The organism is Streptomyces calvus (assembly GCF_006782915.1).
In the GTDB taxonomy this organism is placed as follows: domain Bacteria; phylum Actinomycetota; class Actinomycetes; order Streptomycetales; family Streptomycetaceae; genus Streptomyces; species Streptomyces calvus.
Genome location: NZ_VCNP01000053.1, coordinates 1 through 20,249, shown reverse-complemented (window position 1 = coordinate 20,249; position 20,249 = coordinate 1). Strand labels below are relative to the sequence as shown.

Below are 20,249 nucleotides of genomic sequence, written 5' to 3'. Positions count from 1 at the left end.
GGCGCCGCTCCGCGCGCACCGCTTGGGGCCCGGACACGCGGAGGGCGCCCGGATCGTCTCCGGGCGCCCTCCGCGACGTACGACGGACGGTCGGCGTCAGCTCTTCCCGGCCGACCCGGCGCCGTCCTTGGACTGCTCCTCCGCCGCGTCGGCGTCCTTCTCGGCGTCCGCAGGCTCGGCCGCGTCCTTCTTCGCGTCCGACGACTCGGCCGCGTCGTTCCCGGCGTCCGCCGGCTCCGCCTCGTCCTTCACCACGGCCTCGCCCTCGGCCGCGGCCCCACCGGCGCCGTCGCCGGACACCGGCTCACCGTCGGAGGCGGCACCCGGCTCCACCACGTCCTCACGCCCGGGCCGCTTGCGCGCCGACAGCACGATGTACAGCACCGCGAGCAGGAACACCAGGATCGAGGTCCAGTTGTTCAGGCGCAGACCGAGGATGTGGTGCGCCTCGTCGACGCGCATGTACTCGATCCAGAACCGGCCCACGCAATACGCGGCGACGTACAGCGCGAACGCCCGTCCGTGGCCGAGCCGGAAGCGGCGGTCCGCCCAGATCACCAGCAGCGCCACACCGACGCACCACAGCGACTCGTACAGGAACGTCGGGTGGTAGGTGCCCGGGACCCGTCCGTCGGAGGAGGAGGTGATCTCCACCGCCCACGGCAGATCGGTGGCCCGCCCGTACAGCTCCTGGTTGAACCAGTTGCCCCAGCGGCCGATCGCCTGCGCGAGGGCGATGCCCGGCGCGACGGCGTCGGCGTAGGCGGGCATCGGGACACCACGGCGGCGGCAGCCGATCCACGCGCCGAGCGCGCCGAAGGCGATCGCGCCCCAGATGCCGAGGCCGCCCTCCCAGATCTTGAAGGCGTCCACCCAGTCACGGCCCTCGCTGAAGTACAGCTGGTAGTCCGTGATCACGTGGTAGAGCCTGCCGCCGACCAGGCCGAACGGCACGGCCCAGACAGCGATGTCGGCCACCGTGCCGGGCCGTCCGCCCCGGGCGATCCAGCGCTTGTTGCCGAGCCAGACGGCGACGAAGACACCGATGATGATGCAGAACGCGTAGCCGCGCAGCGGAACGGGGCCGAGGTACAGCACCCCGCTCGACGGGCTGGGAATGTAGGCAAGTTCCATGGCAGGGTCGACGCTACCGTGCCGGACCGCCCGCACGGCAGGCAGCCCGGCTACGGCTCCATAACAGGACCGGAGAGCGCGGAGTCGCTGGAGCGTCGCTAGCCCTTGTCGGCCTGCTGGACCATCTGCTTGAACTTCTCGGGGGTCATCGACCGGTCCTGGTAGATGTTCCTGCCGTCGAACAGAACCGTCGGCGTGCCGTTGAAGCCGCCCTTCATGAACGCCTCGTGGGACTTGGCGACCCAGCCGTTGTGCTTGCCGTCCTCGACACAGGAACGGAACGCGGGCGTGTCGAGGCCGTCGACCTTGCCGGCCAGCTCGATCAGCTTGCCGTTGTCGGCGAAGGCGTCGTCGCTCTCCATCGGCTGGTTGCGGAACAGCACGTCGTGGTAGTCGGCGAAGTGCCCGGCGTCCTGGGCGCAGGCGGCGGCGTTGGCCGCGTTGCGGGAGCCGGTGCCGCCCATGCCGCCGTCGATCAGGGTGACCAGGTGGTACTCCACCTTGAGCTGCCCGGCCTCGGTCAGCTCGTGAATCGTGGGGCTGTACTCCTGCTCGAAGACCTTGCAGGCCGGGCAGCGGAAGTCCTCCCACACGGTGAGCGTGGCCTTGGCGTCCTGCTTCCCGACCGGGATGGCCGTGCCGTCCTTGCCCAGCGCTCCCGAGGGCGCCACGACCGGCCCGGCGGCGTCGCTCCGGTCCTCCTTGTCCGCGTTGGCGGCGACGACGCCGATCACCGCCGCCAGCCCCAGGACGCCGACCACGCTCGCGCCCACGATCAGGCCACGGCGCCGCTTCTCCGCGGACTTCTGCTTCTCGCGCTCGACCGCCAGCCGCTCACGGGCGGTGCGCTTTCCCTCACGGTTCTTCTCGCTCACACCCCGCAGAACGAACCGGGGAGGCGCTGAGCGCCTCCCCGGTCCCAGGTCCACCCTTACGAGGGACCCGTATGACTACCTGCGGACACCCGGCCGGTCACACCTGTCCGCGCACGCCCCGGGCCAGTTCGCCGGCGAGCGTGCGGACGGCCTCGACGGCGGCGGTGTCGTCGTCGGCGTCCAGCATCCGCTTGACGAAGGCGGAGCCGACGATCACTCCGTCGGCGAACCCGGCGACCTCGGCGGCCTGCGCCGGGGTGGAGACGCCGAGTCCGACGCAGACCGGCGTGGCGGTGGTGGCGCGGGTGCGCCGCACCAGGTCCTCGGCCTGCGAACTGACCGACTCGCGGGTGCCGGTGACGCCCATCAGGGAGGCGGCGTAGACGAAGCCGCTGCCCACCGCGGTGATCTCGGCGAGCCGCTCGTCCTTGCTGCTGGGCGCGACCACGAACACCGTGGCGAGGCCGTGCTTGTCGGCGTGCTCGCGCCACAGCGCCGACTCCTGCACGGGCAGGTCGGGCAGGATGCACCCGGCGCCGCCGGCCTCGGCGAGTTCGGCGGTGAACCGCTCCACGCCGTAGCGGTCGATGGGGTTCCAGTAGGTCATCACGAGGATCGGCCTGCCGGTGGCCGCGTGCGCCTCGCGGACCGTGCGCATCACGTCGGCGATGCGGACGCCGCCGCGCAGGGCGATGTCGTCGGCGGTCTGGATGACCGGTCCGTCGAGCACCGGGTCGCTGTGCGGCAGACCCACCTCGACGACGTCGGCGCCGCCGTCCAGGGCCGCCTTGACGGCTGCGATGCCGCCGTCGACGGTCGGGAACCCGGCCGGCAGGTAGGCGATCAGGGCGGCACGCCCCTCGGCCTTCGCCGCGGCGAGGGTGTCGTTCAGCAGTTGGATGTTCCCGCTCACTTGGCGTCCCCCTCGATCTCGGCGGTGCTGCCGGCCTCGTCGGCGGCGACCTCGGCGTCCGTGTCGTACAGGCCGAAGTAGCGGGCGGCGGTGTCCATGTCCTTGTCGCCGCGGCCCGACAGGTTGACGACGATCAGCCCGTCCTTGCCCAGTTCCTTGCCGACCTCCAGGGCGCCGGCCAGGGCGTGCGCGGACTCGATGGCCGGGATGATGCCCTCGGTGCGCGACAGCAGGCGCAGGGCCTGCATGGCGGCGTCGTCGGTGACCGCGCGGTACTCGCCGCGGCCGCTGTCCTTGAGGTAGGCGTGCTCCGGTCCGATGCCCGGGTAGTCCAGGCCGGCCGAGATGGAGTACGGCTCGGTGATCTGGCCCTCGTCGTCCTGGAGGACGTAGGAACGCGAACCGTGCAGGATGCCGGGCTCGCCGGCGGTGAGCGTGGCCGCGTGCTCGCCGGTCTCGACGCCGTGGCCGGCGGGCTCGCAGCCGATCAGGCGGACGCCCTCGTCGGGGATGAAGGCGTGGAACAGGCCGATGGCGTTGGAGCCGCCGCCGACGCAGGCGACGGCGGCGTCGGGCAGCCGTCCGGCGCGCTCGAGGAGCTGGCGGCGGGCCTCGACGCCGATGACGCGGTGGAAGTCGCGCACCATGGCCGGGAACGGGTGCGGGCCGGCGACGGTGCCGAAGAGGTAGTGCGTGTGGTCGACGTTGGCGACCCAGTCGCGGAACGCCTCGTTGATGGCGTCCTTGAGGGTGCGGCTGCCGGACTTCACGGCGATGACCTCGGCGCCGAGCATGCGCATGCGGGCGACGTTCAGGGCCTGGCGCCGGGTGTCGATCTCGCCCATGTAGATGGTGCAGTCGAGGCCGAACAGGGCGCAGGCGGTGGCGGTGGCGACCCCGTGCTGGCCGGCGCCGGTCTCGGCGATGACGCGGGTCTTGCCCATGCGCTTGGTGAGCAGGGCCTGGCCGAGCACGTTGTTGATCTTGTGCGAGCCGGTGTGGTTGAGGTCCTCCCGCTTGAGGAAGACGCGGGCGCCGCCGGCGTGCTCGGCGAACCGGGGCACCTCGGTCAGGGCGCTCGGGCGGCCGGTGTAGTCGGCCAGCAGGTCGTCGAGCTCGCGGGCGAACTCGGGGTCCTGCTTGGCCTTGTCGTACTCGACGGCGACCTGGTCGACCGCCGCGACCAGGGCCTCGGGGATGAACTTGCCGCCGAACGCGCCGAAGTAGCCCTCGGCGGAGGGGACTTGACCCTCGGGGTCGGGGACGAAGAAGGTGCTGGGCATGCGAAAACCTCACGGTGAGAGTCGTGTGGGGACCAATCGCCGTGGGGGCGGGGTTGTCAGCCGGTCACCGGCCGGTCGCGCTCACGCGACGCAGTCGCATGTCCGGTACTGCCCCGCGCCCCTGTGGGGCGCGCTGCCATCGCCGCCCGTTGACCTGCCCGGGTTCGTCACCGATGACGTAGCGGACCCTGCGGCCGTGGACGCGGCGCGCGGGCGCGCGGCATCCGCGGGGCCGGCAGCCGCGCGCGAGGCGGGCGTACGGGTCCCTGGCCGGGAGGGTCAGCGGAGCAGTCATCGGGGTCAGCCTACCGGTGGATCAGCCGCGGCCGTGCCTCAGGGCCGGGTGCTCGCCCGCCGCCACCAGGTCGGAGACCGCCGTCTTCGGGTCGCGTCCGGTGACCAGGGACTCGCCGACGAGGACCGCGTCGGCGCCGGCGTTGGCGTAGGCGATGAGGTCGTGCGGGCCGCGGACGCCGGACTCGGCGACCTTGACCAGGTGGTCGGGGATCTCCGGGGCGACCCGCTCGAAGGTGCCGCGGTCGACCTCGAGGGTCTTGAGGTTGCGCGCGTTGACGCCGATGATCTTGGCGCCGGCGTCCACCGCACGCTCGACCTCGTCCTCGTCGTGCACCTCGACGAGCGGGGTGAGGCCGATGGACTCGGCGCGCTCGATCAGCGACTCCAGGGCCGACTGGTCGAGGGCGGCGACGATCAGCAGCGCGAGGTCGGCACCGTAGGCCCGGGCCTCCCAGAGCTGGTACGAGGTGACGATGAAGTCCTTGCGCAGCACGGGGATGTCCACCCGCGCGCGGACCGCCTCGAGGTCGGCCAGCGAGCCGCCGAAGCGGCGCTGCTCGGTGAGGACGGAGATGACGGCGGCGCCGCCCGCCTCGTAGTCGGCGGCGAGTCCGGCGGGGTCGGCGATCGCGGCGAGCGCGCCCTTGGACGGGCTGGAGCGCTTGACCTCGCAGATCACCTTGACGCCGTCGCCGCGCAGGGCGGCCACGCCGTCCTTGGCGGCGGGGGCCTTGGCCGCACGCTCCTTGAGCTCGTCGAGGCTGACGCGTGCCTGCCGCTCCGCGAGGTCGGCACGGACTCCGTCGATGATCTCGTCGAGCACACTCACGCGAGCGGCCCCCTTCCTGACGGTCGGTCTTTCGATGGTCACTGCGATGGTATCCGCAGCCGGGCGTCGGCCTCGCATCCGGTCGGCGCGGATCCCACTACCTGGACGTTCGCCAGTTGATCAAGGATGCAACCAGCCACCGAACGGAAGGTTCCGGACAACCGTGAAGACCAGCAGCAACGCACCGAGGGACCACAGGAGCACCGGCGGCGGGTCGATCCGCAGCGGCCTGCCACGGGCCACGTGGACCACCCAGACGGTCCACAGCACGACGAAACCCGCACAGCCCAGCACGGCGGGCGCGTTGGCCTGGAGGGCGGCCGGGAGATCGCCGTGCACGAGGGCGTGCGCGCTGCGCAGCCCGCCGCAGCCCGGGCAGTACAGGCCGGTGAGGTGCAGCAGCGGGCAGACCGGGTAGTGGCCGGGCTCGTGGGGGTCCACGGTCCCGACGTAGGCGAGGGCTCCGGCGACGGCGGCGAGCACACCGGCGGGGACGGCCAGCCGGGCCGCCGCACCGCGGCGCGCGCTGGAAGTGGGAGCGTTCACGCTGTGCATTGTGCCCGCAGAACATGCGTCAGGGGCGGTCCCGGCACCGTCGTGCCGACCGCCCCTGTCCGTGCGTGCTCCGCGGTTCTCAGCCCTCGACGCCGGCCGGCGCGCGGTCGCCGGTGACCTGGTGCACGGGGTGGGCGCTCTTCGGCTGGCCCAGGCCCATCGCGCGCATGATGACGCCGACGACACCACCGAGGAGCGTGATGCCCATGCCGGCCCAGAAGCCCAGGGGCTGGTCCATCACCATGAACGCGCCCGCGACGCAGAAACCGATGAAGGCGATGATGACACCGGTCCAGGCGGCCGGGGTGTGACCGTGGCTGCTGCCCGCCATTGCTTGCTCCTCGTTGCTGTGTACGTGTCTGAGCAGACGCTCGATGCCATTGTCCCGCACGCACCCGTCCGGTGAGACCGGGGGTGCCGGACGCGTCCGCGCGCCGCGGGCGGTCGGGGACGCCGGGAGGTGCCCGGGGGCGCGCCGGGCGGTGTCACGCTCCGGTCGGGTCCTCGCCCCGGTCGAGCGCCTTCCACAGGTCCTCGGGACGGTCGGGGTCGACGGGCGCGGGCCGGCGTTGCGGCCGGGGCGCGCCGCCCCGCTCGTACCGGCCGGACATGCCCGGCCACAGGCGCCCGTACCGCAGCGCCAGCAGCCCGGCCACCAGCAGCAGCACACCGCCGGCGGCGGCCACGTACGGCCACGCCGTGTGGCTGAGCGCGGACACCGTCGCGGAGGTGTCGCCGGACGCCTCCGCGGCCTTCTCGTCGAGCGCCGCGCTGTCCGACGCGCCGAGCAGCGCCGCCACGACGGTGCCCGCGCCGGAGAGGGCGAGCAGCGCGGCGACGGCCAGGCGGCCGGCCCGGCGGACGGCGAAGACGGCGACGAGCGCGGCCAGCCCGACGACGGCCAGGGCGGCGGGGACGCCGGTGACGTCGCTGCCCCTGGCGGTCAGGGGGAAGGCGCCGCCGGCCACCGTCGCGGTGCCCTCCGACCACTGCTGCCGGGTGGCGAGCAGGGCCACGGCCGCGCCCAGGGCGCCGCACAGCAGGGCGACGGCGAGACTGAGACGGCCGGTCCGGGCGGAGCCGGCGGCCTCGGAACGGGGGGTAGGTACGGCAGTCACGTCATCCACTATCGCCTGAACCCCGGGCGAACCGTCACCCGGGGTTCATCTCAGGCCGTTCCGAGCCGGTTGGCGGTGTGCACGGCGCGCAGCACCGCCGCCGCCTTGTTGCGGCACTCGGTGTCCTCGGCGACCGGGTCGGAGTCGGCGACGACGCCCGCGCCGGCCTGCACGTAGGCGGTGCCGTCGCGCAGCAGGGCCGTGCGGATGGCGATCGCGGTGTCGGAGTCACCGGCGAAGTCGAGGTAGCCGACGCAGCCGCCGTACAGACCGCGCCGGGACGGTTCCAGTTCGTCGATGATCTGCATCGCGCGGGGCTTGGGCGCGCCGGAGAGCGTGCCGGCCGGGAAGCAGGCGGTGAGCACGTCGAACGCGGTGCGGCCGGCGGCGACCTGCCCGGTGACCGTGGAGACGATGTGCATGACGTGCGAGTACCGCTCGATGGACATGAAGTCGACGACCTCGACGGAGCCCGGTTCGCAGACCCGGCCGAGGTCGTTGCGCCCGAGGTCGACGAGCATCAGGTGCTCGGCGCGCTCCTTGGGGTCGGCGAGCAGTTCGTCGGCGAGGGCCTGGTCCTCCTGCGGGGTGGCGCCGCGGTGCCGGGTGCCGGCGATGGGGTGCACCATGGCCCGGCCGTCCTCGACCTTCACCAGCGCCTCGGGCGAGGAGCCGACCACGTCGAAGCCGTCGAAGCGGAACAGGTACATGTACGGCGACGGGTTGGTGGCCCGCAGCACCCGGTAGACGTCCAGCGCGCTCGCCGCGCACGGGGTCTCGAACCGCTGGGACGGCACGACCTGGAAGGCCTCGCCGGCGCGGATGCGTTCCTTGATGTCCGCCACGGCCCCCTGGAAGTCCGCACCGCCCCACAGGGCGCTGTACTCGGGCAGTTCCGAGGGCGGCAGGACGGCCGGCGGCTGGGCCACCGCGCGGGTGAGGTCGGCCTGCATGGCGTCCAGGCGGGCCACGGCGTCGGCGTAGGCCTCGTCGACGCCGGTCTCCAGGTCGTTGTGGTTGATCGCGTTGGCGATCAGCCAGACCGCGCCCTCCCAGTGGTCCATGACGGCGAGGTCGCTGGTGAGGAGCATGGTCAGCTCGGGGAGCTTCAGGTCGTCACGCTCCCCGGGGCCGATCTTCTCCAGGCGGCGCACGATGTCGTAGCCGAGGTAGCCGACCATGCCGCCGGTGAAGGGCGGCAGGCCGAGGTCGTGGGCGAGGTCGCGCGGGGTGTGCAGGGTCCGGAGGGTGGCGCGCAGCGCGGCGAGCGGGTCGCCGTCGGTGGGGACGCCGACGGGCGGTGTGCCCTCCCAGTGGGCGCGTCCGTCTCGCTCGGTGAGGGTGGCGGCGCTGCGGACCCCGACGAAGCTGTAGCGGGACCAGGAGCGCCCGTTCTCCGCGGACTCGAGCAGGAAGGTGCCGGGCCGCTCGGCGGCGAGCTTGCGGTAGAGCGCGACCGGGGTGTCGCCGTCGGCGAGGAGCTTGCGGGTGACCGGGATGACCCGGCGGTCGGTGGCGAGCTTGCGGAACGTCTCGAGGTCCATGGCGGCAGACCCTACTGATCCGAGGCGGGCGCGCCCGAACCGGCGCCGTCGGCGGAGGCGTCGGCGGAGCCGTCCTTCAGCAGCACGTCGGCGTCGAAGCAGGTGCGGTCGCCGGTGTGGCAGGCGGCGCCCACCTGGTCGACCTTGACCAGCACCGTGTCGGCGTCGCAGTCCAGGGCGACCGACTTCACCCACTGGAAGTGGCCGGAGGTGTCGCCCTTGACCCAGTACTCCCGCCGGCTGCGCGACCAGTAGGTGCAGCGGCCCGTGGTCAGCGTGCGGTGCAGCGCCTCGTCGTCCATCCAGCCGAGCATCAGCACCTCTCCGGTGTCGTACTGCTGGGCGATGGCGGGCAGGAGGCCGTCGGGGGTGCGCTTGAGCCGCGCGGCGATCTGCGGGTCGAGGCTGCTGGGCCGGGACGTGCTGGTCATGGTCACCATTGTGCCGCGCCGGGCGGTGGTGCCCGCGCGTGCGTCCACCGATTGGGAACGGCGTGGACGGTGTGCCGGGGCGGGCCGGCCGGGCGACGGGTGGGCGGACCCGGCGCCCGGCCGTAGGCTGGCTGGCATGTCGACCCATGCCAAGCGTGAACGACTTCTGCTGGCCGATCTCCTGGAGACGGCCGGCCCCGACGCCCCCACCCTGTGCGAGGGCTGGACGGCCCGGGACCTCGCCGCCCACGTGGTGGTGCGCGAGCGCCGTCCGGACGCGGCGGGCGGAATGCTGGTCAAGCAGCTCGCGTCGCGTCTGGAACGGGTGATGGCGGAGTTCACCGCCAAGCCGTACGAGGAGCTGATCCGGCTGATCAGGTCCGGTCCGCCGCGTTTCTCGCCGTTCGCCCTCAAGCAGGTCGACGAGCTGTCGAACATCGTCGAGTTCTACGTCCACACCGAGGACGTGCGGCGGGCCCGGCCCGACTGGACGCCGCGTGAGCTGGACCGGGTGTTCCAGGACGCCCTGTGGTCGCGGCTGGAGCGGTCCGCGCGGCTGATGGGCCGCGGCGCCCCGACGGGCCTGGTGCTGCGCCGCCCGGACGGGCAGACGGCGGTGGCACACCGCGGCACCCCGGTGGTCACGGTGACCGGTGAGCCGTCCGAGCTGGTGCTGTTCGCCTACGGCCGGCAGAGCGCGGCGAAGGTCGAGCTGGACGGCGACGAGAACGCGATCGCGAAGCTGCGCGAGTCCGGGCAGCTGGGCATCTGATCCGCACCCGAAAGGCGCAGCTCGTGATCAAAGTGGCGATGACCAGCGTGTACGTCGACGACGTGGCGAAGGCGCACGCCTTCTACACCGATGTCCTCGGTTTCGAGACCCGCACCCGGATGGATCTGGGCGGCGGCACGCTGTTCGTCACGGTGGGCGCGCGCGAGGGCGCGCAGCCGGATCTGGAGCTGCTGCTGGAGCCGGGCCGGGGGCCCATCGCCGAGCCCTACCGCCGGTCGGTCCGTGAGGCGGGCCTGCCCGCCATGGTGTTCTCGGTGGACGACCTCCGCGCGGAGTACGAACGGCTCCGCGGGGAGGGCGTCCACTTCGTGCAGGACCCGCGGGAGCAGGGCCCGTACCTCACCGCCCTGCTGGACGACACGGTCGGCAACCTGATCCAGCTGGCCCAGCCGACGGGCTGAGCCTCACCGCACCGGGTGGCCGGCTTCCCGCAGGGTCTCCTTGACCTGGCCGATGCGCAGGTCGCCGAAGTGGAACACGGAGGCGGCGAGGACCGCGTCGGCGCCCGCCGCGACCGCGGGCGGGAAGTCGGCCAGCTTGCCGGCGCCGCCCGAGGCGATCACCGGGACGGTGACGTGCTTGCGGACGGCGCCGATCATCTCGAGGTCGTAGCCGTCCTTGGTGCCGTCGGCGTCCATGGAGTTGAGCAGGATCTCGCCCGCGCCCAGTTCGGCGGCCCGGTGCGCCCACTCGACGGCGTCGATGCCGGTGCCGCGGCGGCCGCCGTGCGTGGTGACCTCGAAGGAACCGGACTCCGTGCGGCGGGCGTCGACGGAGAGGACCAGGACCTGCCGGCCGAAGCGTTCGGCGATCTCGCGGATCAGCTCCGGGCGGGCGATCGCGGCGGTGTTCACGCCGACCTTGTCGGCACCGGCCCGCAGCAGCTTGTCGACGTCCTCGGCGGTGCGCACGCCGCCGCCGACGGTGAGCGGGATGAACACCTGCTCGGCGGTGCGGCGCACCACGTCGTACGTCGTCTCGCGGTTGCCGGACGAGGCGGTGATGTCCAGGAACGTCAGCTCGTCGGCGCCCTCGGCGTCGTACACCTTGGCCATCTCGACGGGGTCGCCCGCATCGCGCAGGTTCTGGAAGTTGACGCCCTTGACGACCCGGCCGTTGTCCACGTCCAGGCAGGGGATGACTCGGACCGCCAGGGTCATGAATTCACGGCTCCTCTGAATGCTTCCAGTTCCACTGAGACCAGTACGCGCGAGTCGACGAAGCCGTCGACCACCAGGACGGTGGTGACCGGGCGCACCGGGTCGAAGAGTTCCTTGTGGGCGCGTCCGGCCGCGTCGACGTCGCGTGCGTGGGCGAGGTGGACGCGGGTGCGGATCACGGACTCGACGCCGAGCCCGAACTCCCCGATCGCCTCCAGGGCGATGGTGAAGGCGACCTTGGCCTGCTCGTACGGGTCGCCCTCCCCGTACAGGACGGTGCCCCGGAAGGCGGTGGTGCCCGCCACCAGGACGCGGTCGCCCGCCGCCACGGCGCGCGCGAAACCGAAGGTCTCCTCCCAGGGGTTTCCGCTCTGCACGCGCCGTACGGCATCCGATGTCATCGGGACACAGCCTCCAGGGCCTCTTCCAGGGTGAACGCCTTCGCGTACAGGGCCTTCCCGACGATGGCGCCTTCGACACCGAGCGGCACGAGCTCGGCGAGGGCGCGCAGGTCGTCCAGCGAGGACACGCCGCCGGAGGCGACCACGGGGCGGTCGGTGGCGGCGCAGACGTTCTTCAGCAGCTCCAGGTTGGGGCCCTGGAGGGTGCCGTCCTTGGCGATGTCGGTGACGACGTAGCGGGCGCAGCCCTCCTTGTTGAGACGGTCCAGCGTCTCGTAGAGGTCGCCGCCGTCGCGGGTCCAGCCGCGGCCGCGCAGGGTGGTGCCGCGCACGTCGAGGCCGACGGCGATCCGGTCGCCGTGCTCGGCGATGATCCGGGCGACCCACTCGGGGGTTTCCAGGGCGGCGGTGCCGAGGTTGACGCGGGTGCAGCCGGTGGCGAGGGCGGCGGCGAGGGTGGCGTCGTCGCGGATGCCGCCGGACAGTTCCACCTTGATGTCCATCGCGCCGGCGACCTCGGCGATCAGCTCACGGTTGTCCCCGGTGCCGAACGCGGCGTCCAGGTCGACCAGGTGCAGCCACTCGGCGCCGGAGCGCTGCCAGGCGAGGGCGGCCTCCAGGGGGGAGCCGTACGAGGTTTCCGTACCGGACTCGCCGTGCACGAGGCGGACGGCCTGGCCGTCGCGGACGTCGACGGCGGGGAGCAGTTCGAGCGTGGCCATGTCTCTACAGGGTTCCGATCCAGTTGGTGAGGAGCTGGGCACCGGCGTCGCCGGACTTCTCGGGGTGGAACTGGGTCGCCCACAGGGCGCCGTTCTCCACGGCCGCCACGAACGGCTTGCCGTGGGTGGACCAGGTGACCAGCGGGGCGCGCATCGCCGGGTTGGCCGTCTCGAGGGTCCAGTCGTGGACGGCGTAGGAGTGCACGAAGTAGAAGCGCGCGTCCGCGTCGAGGCCGGCGAACAGTTCGGAGCCGGGCGGCACGTCCACGGTGTTCCAGCCCATGTGGGGCACGACGTCGGCCTGGAGCGGCTCGACCGAGCCGGGCCACTCGTCGAGGCCCTCGGTCTCCACGCCGTGCTCGATGCCGCGCGCGAACAGGATCTGCATGCCGACGCAGATGCCCATCACCGGGCGGCCGCCGGCGAGCCGCCGGTCGACGATCCAGTCGCCGCGCGCCTGCTTCAGGCCCTGCATGCAGGCGGCGAAGGCGCCGACGCCGGGCACCAGCAGCCCGTCGGCGTTCATGGCGGTGTCGAAGTCGCGGGTGATCTCGACGTCGGCTCCGGCGCGGGCGAGGGCGCGCTCGGCGGAACGGATGTTGCCGAAGCCGTAGTCGAAGACCACGACCTTCTTGGCGGTGCTCAAGGGGTCACACCTCCAGCCTCAGGACGCCCGCGCCGAGGCAGAGCGCGGCGCCGATCGAGAGCAGCACGATCAGGCTCGTGGGCATCTTCTGCTTGACGAAGGAGATGATGCCGCCGACGAAGAACAGGCCGACGACGATCAGGACGGTGGACAGGCCGTTCATGGCTACAGCGCGCCCTTCGTGGAGGGCAGGATGCCGGCCGCGCGGGGGTCGCGCTCGGACGCGTAGCGCAGGGCGCGGGCCAGTGCCTTGAACTGGCACTCCACGATGTGGTGCGCGTTGCGCCCGTAGGGCACGTGCACGTGCAGCGCGATCTGGGCCTGGGCGACGAAGGACTCCAGGATGTGCCGGGTCATCGTGGTGTCGTACTCGCCGATCATCGGCGCCATCTTCTCGGGCTCGGTGTGCACGAGGTAGGGGCGGCCGGAGAGGTCGACGGTGACCTGGGCGAGGGACTCGTCCAGCGGGACCGTGCAGTTGCCGAAGCGGTAGATGCCCACCTTGTCGCCGAGTGCCTGCTTGAAGGCGGCGCCGAGGGCGAGGGCGGTGTCCTCGATGGTGTGGTGGGAGTCGATGTGCAGGTCGCCCTCGGTCTTCACGGTGAGGTCGAACAGACCGTGCCGGCCGAGCTGGTCGAGCATGTGGTCGTAGAAGCCGACGCCGGTGGAGATCTCCGTCTTCCCGGTGCCGTCGAGGTCGATCTCGACGAGGACGGACGTTTCCTTCGTCGTGCGTTCGATTCTTCCCACGCGTCCTACGCGGCTCATGCGCTCTGCTCCTGTTCCTTCTTGAGTTCACGGACCGCGTCGAGGAACGCGTCGTTCTCGGCGGGTGTGCCGGCGGTGACCCGCAGCCATCCGGGGACGCCGTTGTCCCGGACCAGGACGCCGCGGTCGAGGATCGCGCGCCAGGTGGCGTGGGCGTCCTCGAACCGGCCGAACTGGACGAAGTTGGCGTCGGACTCGGTGACCTCGTAGCCGATGGCGCGCAGTTCGGCGACCAGCCGGTCCCGTTCGGCCTTGAGCTGCTCGACGTAGCCGAGCAGCGTGTCGGTGTGCTCCAGGGCGGCCAGCGCGGTCGCCTGGGTGACGGCCGACAGGTGGTACGGCAGCCGGACGAGCTGCACGGCGTCGACGACCGCGGGGTGCGCGGCGAGGTAGCCGAGGCGCAGGCCGGCCGCGCCGAACGCCTTGGACATGGTGCGCGAGACGACCAGGTGCGGTCGTCCGTCGAGCAGCCGGAGCAGCGAGTCGCCGTGGCTGAACTCGATGTACGCCTCGTCCACGACGACCATCGACGGCTTGGCGGCCTGGGCGGCCTCGTACAGGGCGAGGACCGTCTCCTGCGGGACCGCGTTGCCGGTGGGGTTGTTGGGGGTGGTGATGAAGACGACGTCCGGGCGGTGCTCGGCGATCGCCTGCTCGGCGGCGGCGACGTCGATGGTGAAGTCGTCGTTGCGGGGGCCGGAGATCCAGCCGGTGCCGGTGCCGCGCGCGATGAGCCCGTGCATCGAGTACGACGGCTCGAAGCCGATCGCGGTGCGGCCGGGCCCGCCGAAGGTCTGCAGCAGCTGCTGGATGACCTCGTTGGAGCCGTTGGCGGCCCAGACGTTCTCGACGCCGACCGGGTGGCCGGCGGTCTTCGTCAGGTACTCGGCCAGCCGGGTGCGCAGTTCGACCGCGTCGCGGTCGGGGTAGCGGTTGAGGTGCCGGGCGGCCTCGCGGACCCGCTCCGCGATCCGCTCGACGAGCGGCTCGGGCAGCGGGTAGGGGTTCTCGTTGGTGTTCAGCCGTACGGGGACGTCCAGTTGGGGCGCGCCGTAGGGGGACTTGCCGCGCAGCTCGTCCCGTACGGGGAGATCGTCGATCCGGATGTTCACTTGCTCTCCGGCACCTTCCAGTCGAACCTCGCCTTGATCGCCGCGCCGTGCGCGGGCAGGTCCTCCGCCTCCGCCAGCGTCACCACGTGGTGCGCGACCTCGGCGAGCGCGTCCCTGGTGTAGTCCACGATGTGGATGCCGCGCAGGAAGGACTGGACGGACAGGCCGGAGGAGTGGCAGGCGCAGCCGCCGGTGGGCAGGACGTGGTTGGAGCCGGCCGCGTAGTCGCCGAGCGACACCGGCGACCAGGGGCCGACGAAGACCGCGCCCGCGTTGCGCACCCGGTCGGCGACCGCGGCGGCGTCGGCGGTCTGGATCTCCAGGTGCTCGGCGCCGTAGGCGTCGACGACGCGCAGGCCCTCGTCGAGGCCGTCGACCAGGACGACGGCGGACTGGCGGCCCTCGAGGGCGGGGACGATCCGGTCGTCGATGTGCTTGGTGGCCCTGACCTGCGGCTCCAGTTCCTTCTCCACCGCGTCCGCGAGGTCGGTGGAGTCGGTGACCAGGACGGCGGCGGCCAGCGGGTCGTGCTCGGCCTGGCTGATCAGGTCGGAGGCGATGTGCACCGGGTCGGCGGTGGAGTCCGCGAGGATCGCGATCTCCGTCGGGCCGGCCTCGGCGTCGATGCCGATGCGGCCGGTGAAGTAGCGCTTGGCGGCGGCGACCCAGATGTTGCCGGGGCCGGTGACCATGTTCGCGGGCGGGCAGGACTCGGTGCCGTACGCGAACATCGCGACGGCGGTGGCGCCGCCGGCCGCGTACACCTCGTCCACGCCGAGCAGCGCGCACGCGGCGAGGATCGTCGGGTGCGGCAGTCCGCCGAACTCGGCCTGGGCCGGGGAGGCGAGCGCGATCGACGGGACGCCTGCTTCCTGGGCGGGCACCGCGTTCATGATCACGGAGGACGGGTACACGGACCGGCCGCCCGGCGCGTACAGGCCGACGCGGTCGACCGGGACCCACTTCTCGGTGACGGTGCCGCCGGGGACGACCTGGGTGGTGTGGGTGGTGCGGCGCTGCTCGCGGTGGACGAGCCGGGCCCGGCGGATGGACTCCTCCAGGGCCGCGCGCACGGCCGGGTCCAGCTGCTCCAGGGCGTCGGTGAGCGCCTGCGCCGGAACCCGGACGGACTCCAGGCGCACGCCGTCGAAGCGCTCGGCGAAGTCGATCAGCGCCGCGTCGCCCCGATGATGCACGTCCTCGCAGATGGGCCGCACCTTCTCCAGGGCGGCCGCGACGTCGAAGTCGGCTCGGGGCAGCAGGTCGCGCAGGGCGGGGCCCTCGGGGAGGGCGTCGCCGCGCAGATCGATTCGGGAGATCACGTGCTCAATTCTCTCAGACCCGCGCGGTGGGCCGTTTCGCCGTTCCAGTGAGTGATACGGACTCCGCACGGTGACGGTCCGCGCACATTTCCGAGATCCTCTTCACTTTCCGTGTTCAACGGGTCACCTGAACGGGCATGAACGGCTGTACGAAGGGACGAACCCACGGGTATGTGAGGGAGGAGGGGAGTTCCGTGACCGAGGGGGTGCCGGGCGCCGGAGAGCCGCCGGAGGAGCTGACCGCCGCGGAGGCCGGAATGTGGCAGGCCTTCCGCAACGGCAGCGTGTACGACCTGAGCAGCGGGGACACCCTCGTCGACGATCCGCACGGAGGACATCCGTGGGGCCCGGAGCGGACGGTGAGGGCGCGCGTCGTGTGCTGGCTCCTGCTGGACGGCCCGCCGGCCCTGGCCGGCCGGGTCTCCTCGCTGAAACTGGTCGGGGTGCACGTCAGCGGCGCCCTGGACCTCGCCGGCGGCACGGTGGAGCCGTACGTGGAGATGCGCGGCTGCCGCTTCGAGCGGGACGTGCTGCTGCCGGAGGCCCGCTTCACGACCGTGCGGCTGGTGGACTGCTCGGTGCCGCGCCTGGAGGCGGCCCGGGTGACCACCGAGGGCGATCTGCACCTGCCGCGCTGCCGGTTCCACGGCGGCATACGGCTCACCGACGCGAAGATCGGCACGGACCTGCTGCTGAACCAGGCGATCGTGCACCGGGACCGCAGCGGCCGTTCGATAGCCGCCGACGGGCTGACCGTCGGCCAGGACTTACAGGCGGAGATGCTGGAGTCGCACGGCGAACTGAGCCTGCGCAGCGCCCAGATAGGCGTCTCGCTGAGCCTGCGCGGCGCCCGGCTCGTCAACCCGTACACCCGGCTCGCGCTGAACGCCCCGCAGTTGACCGTGGAGCGCTCGCTGTACCTGACCCCGGCGGGCCTCGGCGCGCAGGCGCGCAGCGGGATGACCCCGGCGCGCGGGACGCGGATCCAGCGGTTCGAGTGCCAGGGCGGGGTGCGGCTGGACGACGGGAGGTTCGGGGACGCGGTCGACTTCGAGGGGGCCTCGTTCACCTTCACCGACGAGCAGGAACTGTCGCTGCGCCGGGTGCAGACGCCGGAGCTGCGCTTCCTCGGGGAGCGGCCGGCCCGCGGCCGCGTGGTGCTGTCGGGGGCGCGGGTGGTCAACCTGATGGACCGGGCGGACAGCTGGCCGGGCCCGGGCCGGCTGCACATGGGCGGCTTCACCTACGAGAACCTCGTGCCGCGCGGCCCGTTCCCGCTGGCGCTGCGGCTGCGGTGGGTGGACGCGGCCAGCGCCGAGTACAACCCGGAGCCGTACGAGCGGCTGGCCGCCGTGCTGCGCGAGGGCGGGGAGGACGAGGACGCCCGCGAGGTGCTGCTCGCCAAGCAGCGCCGGCGCCGCGAGAGCCTGCCGCCTGCGGCCAAGCTGTGGGGGTACGCCCAGGACTGGACGGTCGCCTACGGGTACCGGCCGGGCCGGGCCGCGGTGTGGATGGCGGTGCTGTGGGCGCTGGGCTCGCTGGCCTTCGCGCACGCGGACCTCCCGCCGCTCAAGAGCGACGAGCATCCCGCGTGGAATCCGCCGCTGTTCGCCCTGGACCTGCTGCTGCCGGTGATCGACCTGGGCCAGGTGGGCTTCTGGCAGCTGCGCGGCGGCTGGCAGTGGCTGTCGGCGGCGTTCATCCTGCTGGGATGGATCCTGGCGACGACGGTGGCGGCGGGCGCGACCCGGACCCTGCGGCGCACTTAGCCAGGCCCTGCGCGGCGCGTGACAGAGGGCGGGCAGGCGGGTGGGCACAGGGCGGTGACCTGCCATGAGTGACCGTCGAGGCGGCCGGAGCCCACCGTGCCCAGAGGGACCCGCGCACCGTGAGGAACCGTCCGCTTTTACCGTCCCTTGACCCGCGCCCGTACAACCTTCCGCGACTTCCGTGCGACCTCTGGCGCCGCTGTGACCTGCGGACTTTCAATGGTCGACACCATGGCTCTGCTGCACGGGTTCACCCGTACCCCCCGGGTCCGAGGCAAGGCGACGGGCACCGCCTCGCACGTCCGGCACGTCCCCGTCGAGCTGCCCGCCGACGACGAGGTGCTCCTCGACGCGCCCGACGACGTGCTGGGACCGGCGCTGGTCGGCGCCGCGGACGGTGATCACACGGCCGCCGCCGACCTGCTCGCCGCCACCCGGCGCACCGGCGCGTGGGAGCACCGCGACCGGTACGTGCGGCGGCTGGCCGCCTTCGCGCGCTCGCGCCCGGAGTGGCTGGACGCCTGGCTCGCCTGCGCCCCGCGCGACCCCGACGCGCTGCTGGTGGACGCCCAGCGGGCGGTGTACCGGGTCTGGGACTCACCGGCCCGGGCCGAGCTGCTGCGCGAGGTGAGCCCGCTGATCACGGCCGCCGCGCGCGCGGACGGCCGCGACCCGGTGCCCTGGCGGCTCGCCCTGGACCACGCCCGCGGCGCACGCGCCGGGCACACGTACTTCGAGGAGCTGTGGGAGGCCGCGGTGCGCCGCGCCCCGCACCACCACGGCTGCCATGTGGCGGCCCTGCGCTATCTGGCGGCCTCCTGGCACGGCTCGCACCGCGAGTGCTTCGACTTCGCGGACCTGGCCGCCCAGGACGCACCGGCGGGTTCGCTCACCCAGGCGCTGCCGCTGCGGGCGGCCTTCGGCTATCTGACCGACGGCTGCGGTCCCGAGGTGCCGCGCGAGCGCATCGAGGCGGCGGCCGACCGTGCCGTGGCGCTGTCGGCGCTGCTGCCCACCGGCCACACCTGGCCGGCCGGGCTGCGCAACCTGCTGACCTACGTCCTGGTCCGCCTGGAACGCTGGCCGGACGCCCTGGAGCAGTTGCGGCTGACCGGTCCGTACGCCACGTCCTTCCCCTGGGACCTGGACGCGGAGGACCCGCTCGGCAGGTTCCTCGAGGTGCGTCAGGCCGTGCGCGCGGCGGTCGCGGCGGGTGCTTCCGGGGCCGCCGCGGGCCCCTTCGTCCCGGTTCCCGGCCGTCCGCGAGGTGGGCAGGGCGGGCGAGTAGGCTGCGGCGACCATTAGGCTTTTGCGTCGTGACCACCGTCCGGCTTCCGCTCTTCCCCCTGAACACGGTGTTGTTCCCGGGGCTCGTGCTCCCGCTCAGCGTCTTCGAGGAGCGCTATCGCGCCATGATGCGCGAGCTGTTGAAGACGCCGGAGGACGAGCCGCGCCGGTTCGCCGTCGTCGCGATCCGCGACGGCCACGAGGTGGCGCCGAGCGCTCCCGGCATGCCCGACCCGACGGCCGTGCCCGAGCGGGGACCGGCGGCCGGCTTCGGCACCGACCCGCTGCGCGCCTTCCACAAGGTGGCCTGCGTGGCCGACGCGGCCACGATCCGCGAGCGGGCCGACGGCACCTTCGAGGTGCTGGCGACCGGCACGACCCGGGTGCGGCTGCTGTCGGTCGACTCCTCGGGGCCGTATCTGACGGCCGAGGCGGAGCCGCTGGAGGAGGATCCCGGCGAGGAGGCGGGGGCGCTGGCCGAAGGGGTGCTGCGGGCTTTCCGCCAGTACCAGAAGCGGCTGGCGGGAGCGCGCGAGCGGTCGCTGGCGACCGGCGCGGAACTGCCGGACGAGCCGGGTGTCGTCTCCTACCTGGTCGCCGCCGCGATGATGCTGGACACGCCGACGAAGCAGCGTCTCCTCCAGGCGCCGGACACCGCGTCCCGGCTCCGCGACGAGCTGAAACTCCTTCGCGCGGAGACGGCCATCATCCGTAACCTGCCGTCGTTGCCGGCGTCGGAGCTGACGCGCGGCCCGACGAGTCTCAACTGACGCACGACTGTCTGGGGTACAGGCCGGGATGGCGAAGAAGACGAAGAAGCAGCAGCCGGGAGGAACTCCGGCGACGGTGGCGCTGACGGCGGCCGGAGTGCCGTTCACCGTCCACTCCTACGACCACGACCCCTCCCACCCGTCGTACGGCGAGGAGGCGGCCGAGGCGATGGGCGTCTCGCCTGACCGGGTCTTCAAGACGCTGGTGGCGGACGTCGACGGCGCGCTGACCGTGGCGGTGGTCCCGGTGGCGGGCCAGCTGGACCTGAAGGCCCTCGCGGCGGCGGTCGGCGGCAAGCGCGCCGCGATGGCCGACCCGGCGCTGGCGGAGCGCACCACGGGCTATGTCCGCGGCGGCATCTCGCCGCTCGGCCAGCGCAAGAAGCTGCCGACGGTCCTGGACGACTCGGCCGGGCGGCACGAGACGATCTGTGTCTCGGCCGGCCGCCGCGGCCTGGAGGTCGAGCTCTCGCCCGCCGACCTGAGCGACCTGACCTCGGCGGTCCTGGCCCCGATCGGT

The 20,249-nt window shown here is 72.8% G+C and carries 25 protein-coding genes; 6 read left to right on the top strand and 19 right to left on the bottom strand.

Features of this window, described 5'->3' with window-relative positions:
- Positions 1-96 precede the first annotated feature (96 nt).
- The 11 genes from lgt to hisI all read right to left on the bottom strand — a co-directional run bounded on the left by lgt (position 97) and on the right by hisI (position 8,979).
- Positions 97-1,134, bottom strand: coding sequence for a prolipoprotein diacylglyceryl transferase (lgt, locus tag FGW31_RS26070; protein WP_142195968.1), 1,038 nt, complete (start codon positions 1,132-1,134; stop codon positions 97-99).
- Positions 1,135-1,232: 98 nt separating this feature from the next.
- Positions 1,233-2,009, bottom strand: coding sequence for a DsbA family protein (locus tag FGW31_RS26065; protein ID WP_161175858.1), 777 nt, complete (start codon positions 2,007-2,009; stop codon positions 1,233-1,235).
- A 97-nt stretch (positions 2,010-2,106) separates the two neighbouring features.
- On the bottom strand, positions 2,107-2,922 hold the full coding sequence (gene trpA / locus FGW31_RS26060; RefSeq protein WP_142195966.1) for a tryptophan synthase subunit alpha: 816 nt from the start codon (positions 2,920-2,922) through the stop codon (positions 2,107-2,109).
- A complete protein-coding gene (gene trpB, locus FGW31_RS26055; protein WP_142195965.1) occupies positions 2,919-4,205 on the bottom strand; it encodes a tryptophan synthase subunit beta in 1,287 nt (428 codons plus the stop codon). The genes trpA and trpB overlap by 4 nt, the downstream gene beginning before the upstream one ends.
- A gap of 64 nt (positions 4,206-4,269) precedes the next feature.
- On the bottom strand, positions 4,270-4,500 hold the full coding sequence (trpM, locus tag FGW31_RS36260; RefSeq protein ID WP_142195964.1) for a tryptophan biosynthesis modulator TrpM: 231 nt from the start codon (positions 4,498-4,500) through the stop codon (positions 4,270-4,272).
- 21 nt (positions 4,501-4,521) lie between these two features.
- The gene (gene trpC, locus FGW31_RS26045) at positions 4,522-5,331 is read right to left on the bottom strand and encodes an indole-3-glycerol phosphate synthase TrpC (protein WP_142195963.1); all 810 of its coding nucleotides are present in this window, start codon (positions 5,329-5,331) and stop codon (positions 4,522-4,524) included.
- Between the two features lie 120 nt (positions 5,332-5,451).
- Positions 5,452-5,886, bottom strand: a complete 435-nt coding sequence (locus tag FGW31_RS26040) for a DUF2752 domain-containing protein (RefSeq protein WP_142195962.1) — start codon at positions 5,884-5,886, stop codon at positions 5,452-5,454.
- Positions 5,887-5,965: 79 nt separating this feature from the next.
- Positions 5,966-6,217: an HGxxPAAW family protein gene (locus FGW31_RS26035; protein WP_142195961.1), complete on the bottom strand. Its 252-nt coding sequence runs from the start codon at positions 6,215-6,217 to the stop codon at positions 5,966-5,968.
- Positions 6,218-6,371: 154 nt separating this feature from the next.
- Entirely contained in the window at positions 6,372-7,013 is a 642-nt protein-coding gene (locus tag FGW31_RS26030) for a TIGR02234 family membrane protein (protein ID WP_142195960.1), read from the bottom strand.
- A 41-nt stretch (positions 7,014-7,054) separates the two neighbouring features.
- Positions 7,055-8,548: an anthranilate synthase component I gene (locus FGW31_RS26025; RefSeq protein ID WP_142195959.1), complete on the bottom strand. Its 1,494-nt coding sequence runs from the start codon at positions 8,546-8,548 to the stop codon at positions 7,055-7,057.
- A gap of 11 nt (positions 8,549-8,559) precedes the next feature.
- Positions 8,560-8,979 (bottom strand): phosphoribosyl-AMP cyclohydrolase, encoded by a 420-nt coding sequence (gene hisI / locus FGW31_RS26020; RefSeq protein WP_142195958.1) that lies wholly within the window; start codon positions 8,977-8,979, stop codon positions 8,560-8,562.
- A gap of 136 nt (positions 8,980-9,115) precedes the next feature.
- Between hisI and FGW31_RS26015 the strand changes: the two genes are divergently transcribed.
- Both FGW31_RS26015 and FGW31_RS26010 read left to right on the top strand, forming a co-directional pair.
- Positions 9,116-9,751, top strand: a complete 636-nt coding sequence (locus FGW31_RS26015) for a TIGR03085 family metal-binding protein (protein ID WP_142195957.1) — start codon at positions 9,116-9,118, stop codon at positions 9,749-9,751.
- A gap of 23 nt (positions 9,752-9,774) precedes the next feature.
- On the top strand, positions 9,775-10,173 hold the full coding sequence (locus tag FGW31_RS26010; RefSeq protein ID WP_142195956.1) for a VOC family protein: 399 nt from the start codon (positions 9,775-9,777) through the stop codon (positions 10,171-10,173).
- Positions 10,174-10,176: 3 nt separating this feature from the next.
- Here the strand turns inward: FGW31_RS26010 and hisF are convergent, their stop codons facing one another.
- The 8 genes from hisF to hisD are packed head-to-tail and all read right to left on the bottom strand — an operon-like array spanning position 10,177 to position 15,903.
- Positions 10,177-10,932 (bottom strand): imidazole glycerol phosphate synthase subunit HisF, encoded by a 756-nt coding sequence (gene hisF / locus FGW31_RS26005; RefSeq protein WP_142195955.1) that lies wholly within the window; start codon positions 10,930-10,932, stop codon positions 10,177-10,179.
- Positions 10,929-11,333 carry a Rid family hydrolase gene (locus FGW31_RS26000; protein WP_142195954.1) on the bottom strand — a complete coding sequence of 135 codons (405 nt, stop codon included), beginning with the start codon at positions 11,331-11,333 and terminating at the stop codon, positions 10,929-10,931. The genes hisF and FGW31_RS26000 overlap by 4 nt, the downstream gene beginning before the upstream one ends.
- Complete coding sequence (gene priA / locus FGW31_RS25995) at positions 11,330-12,055, bottom strand: bifunctional 1-(5-phosphoribosyl)-5-((5-phosphoribosylamino)methylideneamino)imidazole-4-carboxamide isomerase/phosphoribosylanthranilate isomerase PriA (RefSeq protein ID WP_142195953.1); 726 nt, start codon at positions 12,053-12,055, stop codon at positions 11,330-11,332. Before priA ends, FGW31_RS26000 begins: the two co-directional genes overlap by 4 nt.
- A gap of 4 nt (positions 12,056-12,059) precedes the next feature.
- Positions 12,060-12,701 carry an imidazole glycerol phosphate synthase subunit HisH gene (gene hisH, locus FGW31_RS25990; protein ID WP_142195952.1) on the bottom strand — a complete coding sequence of 214 codons (642 nt, stop codon included), beginning with the start codon at positions 12,699-12,701 and terminating at the stop codon, positions 12,060-12,062.
- 4 nt (positions 12,702-12,705) lie between these two features.
- Positions 12,706-12,864 (bottom strand): hypothetical protein, encoded by a 159-nt coding sequence (locus tag FGW31_RS35120; protein WP_167530123.1) that lies wholly within the window; start codon positions 12,862-12,864, stop codon positions 12,706-12,708.
- Between the two features lie 2 nt (positions 12,865-12,866).
- On the bottom strand, positions 12,867-13,469 hold the full coding sequence (hisB, locus tag FGW31_RS25985) for an imidazoleglycerol-phosphate dehydratase HisB (protein ID WP_142195951.1): 603 nt from the start codon (positions 13,467-13,469) through the stop codon (positions 12,867-12,869).
- Entirely contained in the window at positions 13,466-14,581 is a 1,116-nt protein-coding gene (locus FGW31_RS25980; protein WP_142195950.1) for a histidinol-phosphate transaminase, read from the bottom strand. Before FGW31_RS25980 ends, hisB begins: the two co-directional genes overlap by 4 nt.
- Positions 14,578-15,903, bottom strand: a complete 1,326-nt coding sequence (gene hisD / locus FGW31_RS25975) for a histidinol dehydrogenase (protein WP_142195949.1) — start codon at positions 15,901-15,903, stop codon at positions 14,578-14,580. Before hisD ends, FGW31_RS25980 begins: the two co-directional genes overlap by 4 nt.
- Before the next feature lie 194 nt (positions 15,904-16,097).
- On the opposite strand from hisD, the gene FGW31_RS25970 reads away from it, so the two are divergent.
- The 4 genes from FGW31_RS25970 to ybaK all read left to right on the top strand — a co-directional run.
- Complete coding sequence (locus FGW31_RS25970) at positions 16,098-17,672, top strand: oxidoreductase (protein ID WP_142195948.1); 1,575 nt, start codon at positions 16,098-16,100, stop codon at positions 17,670-17,672.
- Between the two features lie 219 nt (positions 17,673-17,891).
- Positions 17,892-18,977, top strand: a complete 1,086-nt coding sequence (locus tag FGW31_RS25965; RefSeq protein WP_142195947.1) for a hypothetical protein — start codon at positions 17,892-17,894, stop codon at positions 18,975-18,977.
- Positions 18,978-18,988: 11 nt separating this feature from the next.
- Positions 18,989-19,729: an LON peptidase substrate-binding domain-containing protein gene (locus FGW31_RS25960; protein WP_142195946.1), complete on the top strand. Its 741-nt coding sequence runs from the start codon at positions 18,989-18,991 to the stop codon at positions 19,727-19,729.
- Positions 19,730-19,757: 28 nt separating this feature from the next.
- A partial coding sequence (gene ybaK, locus FGW31_RS25955) for a Cys-tRNA(Pro) deacylase (protein WP_142195945.1) occupies positions 19,758-20,249 on the top strand: 492 nt, incomplete at its 3' end.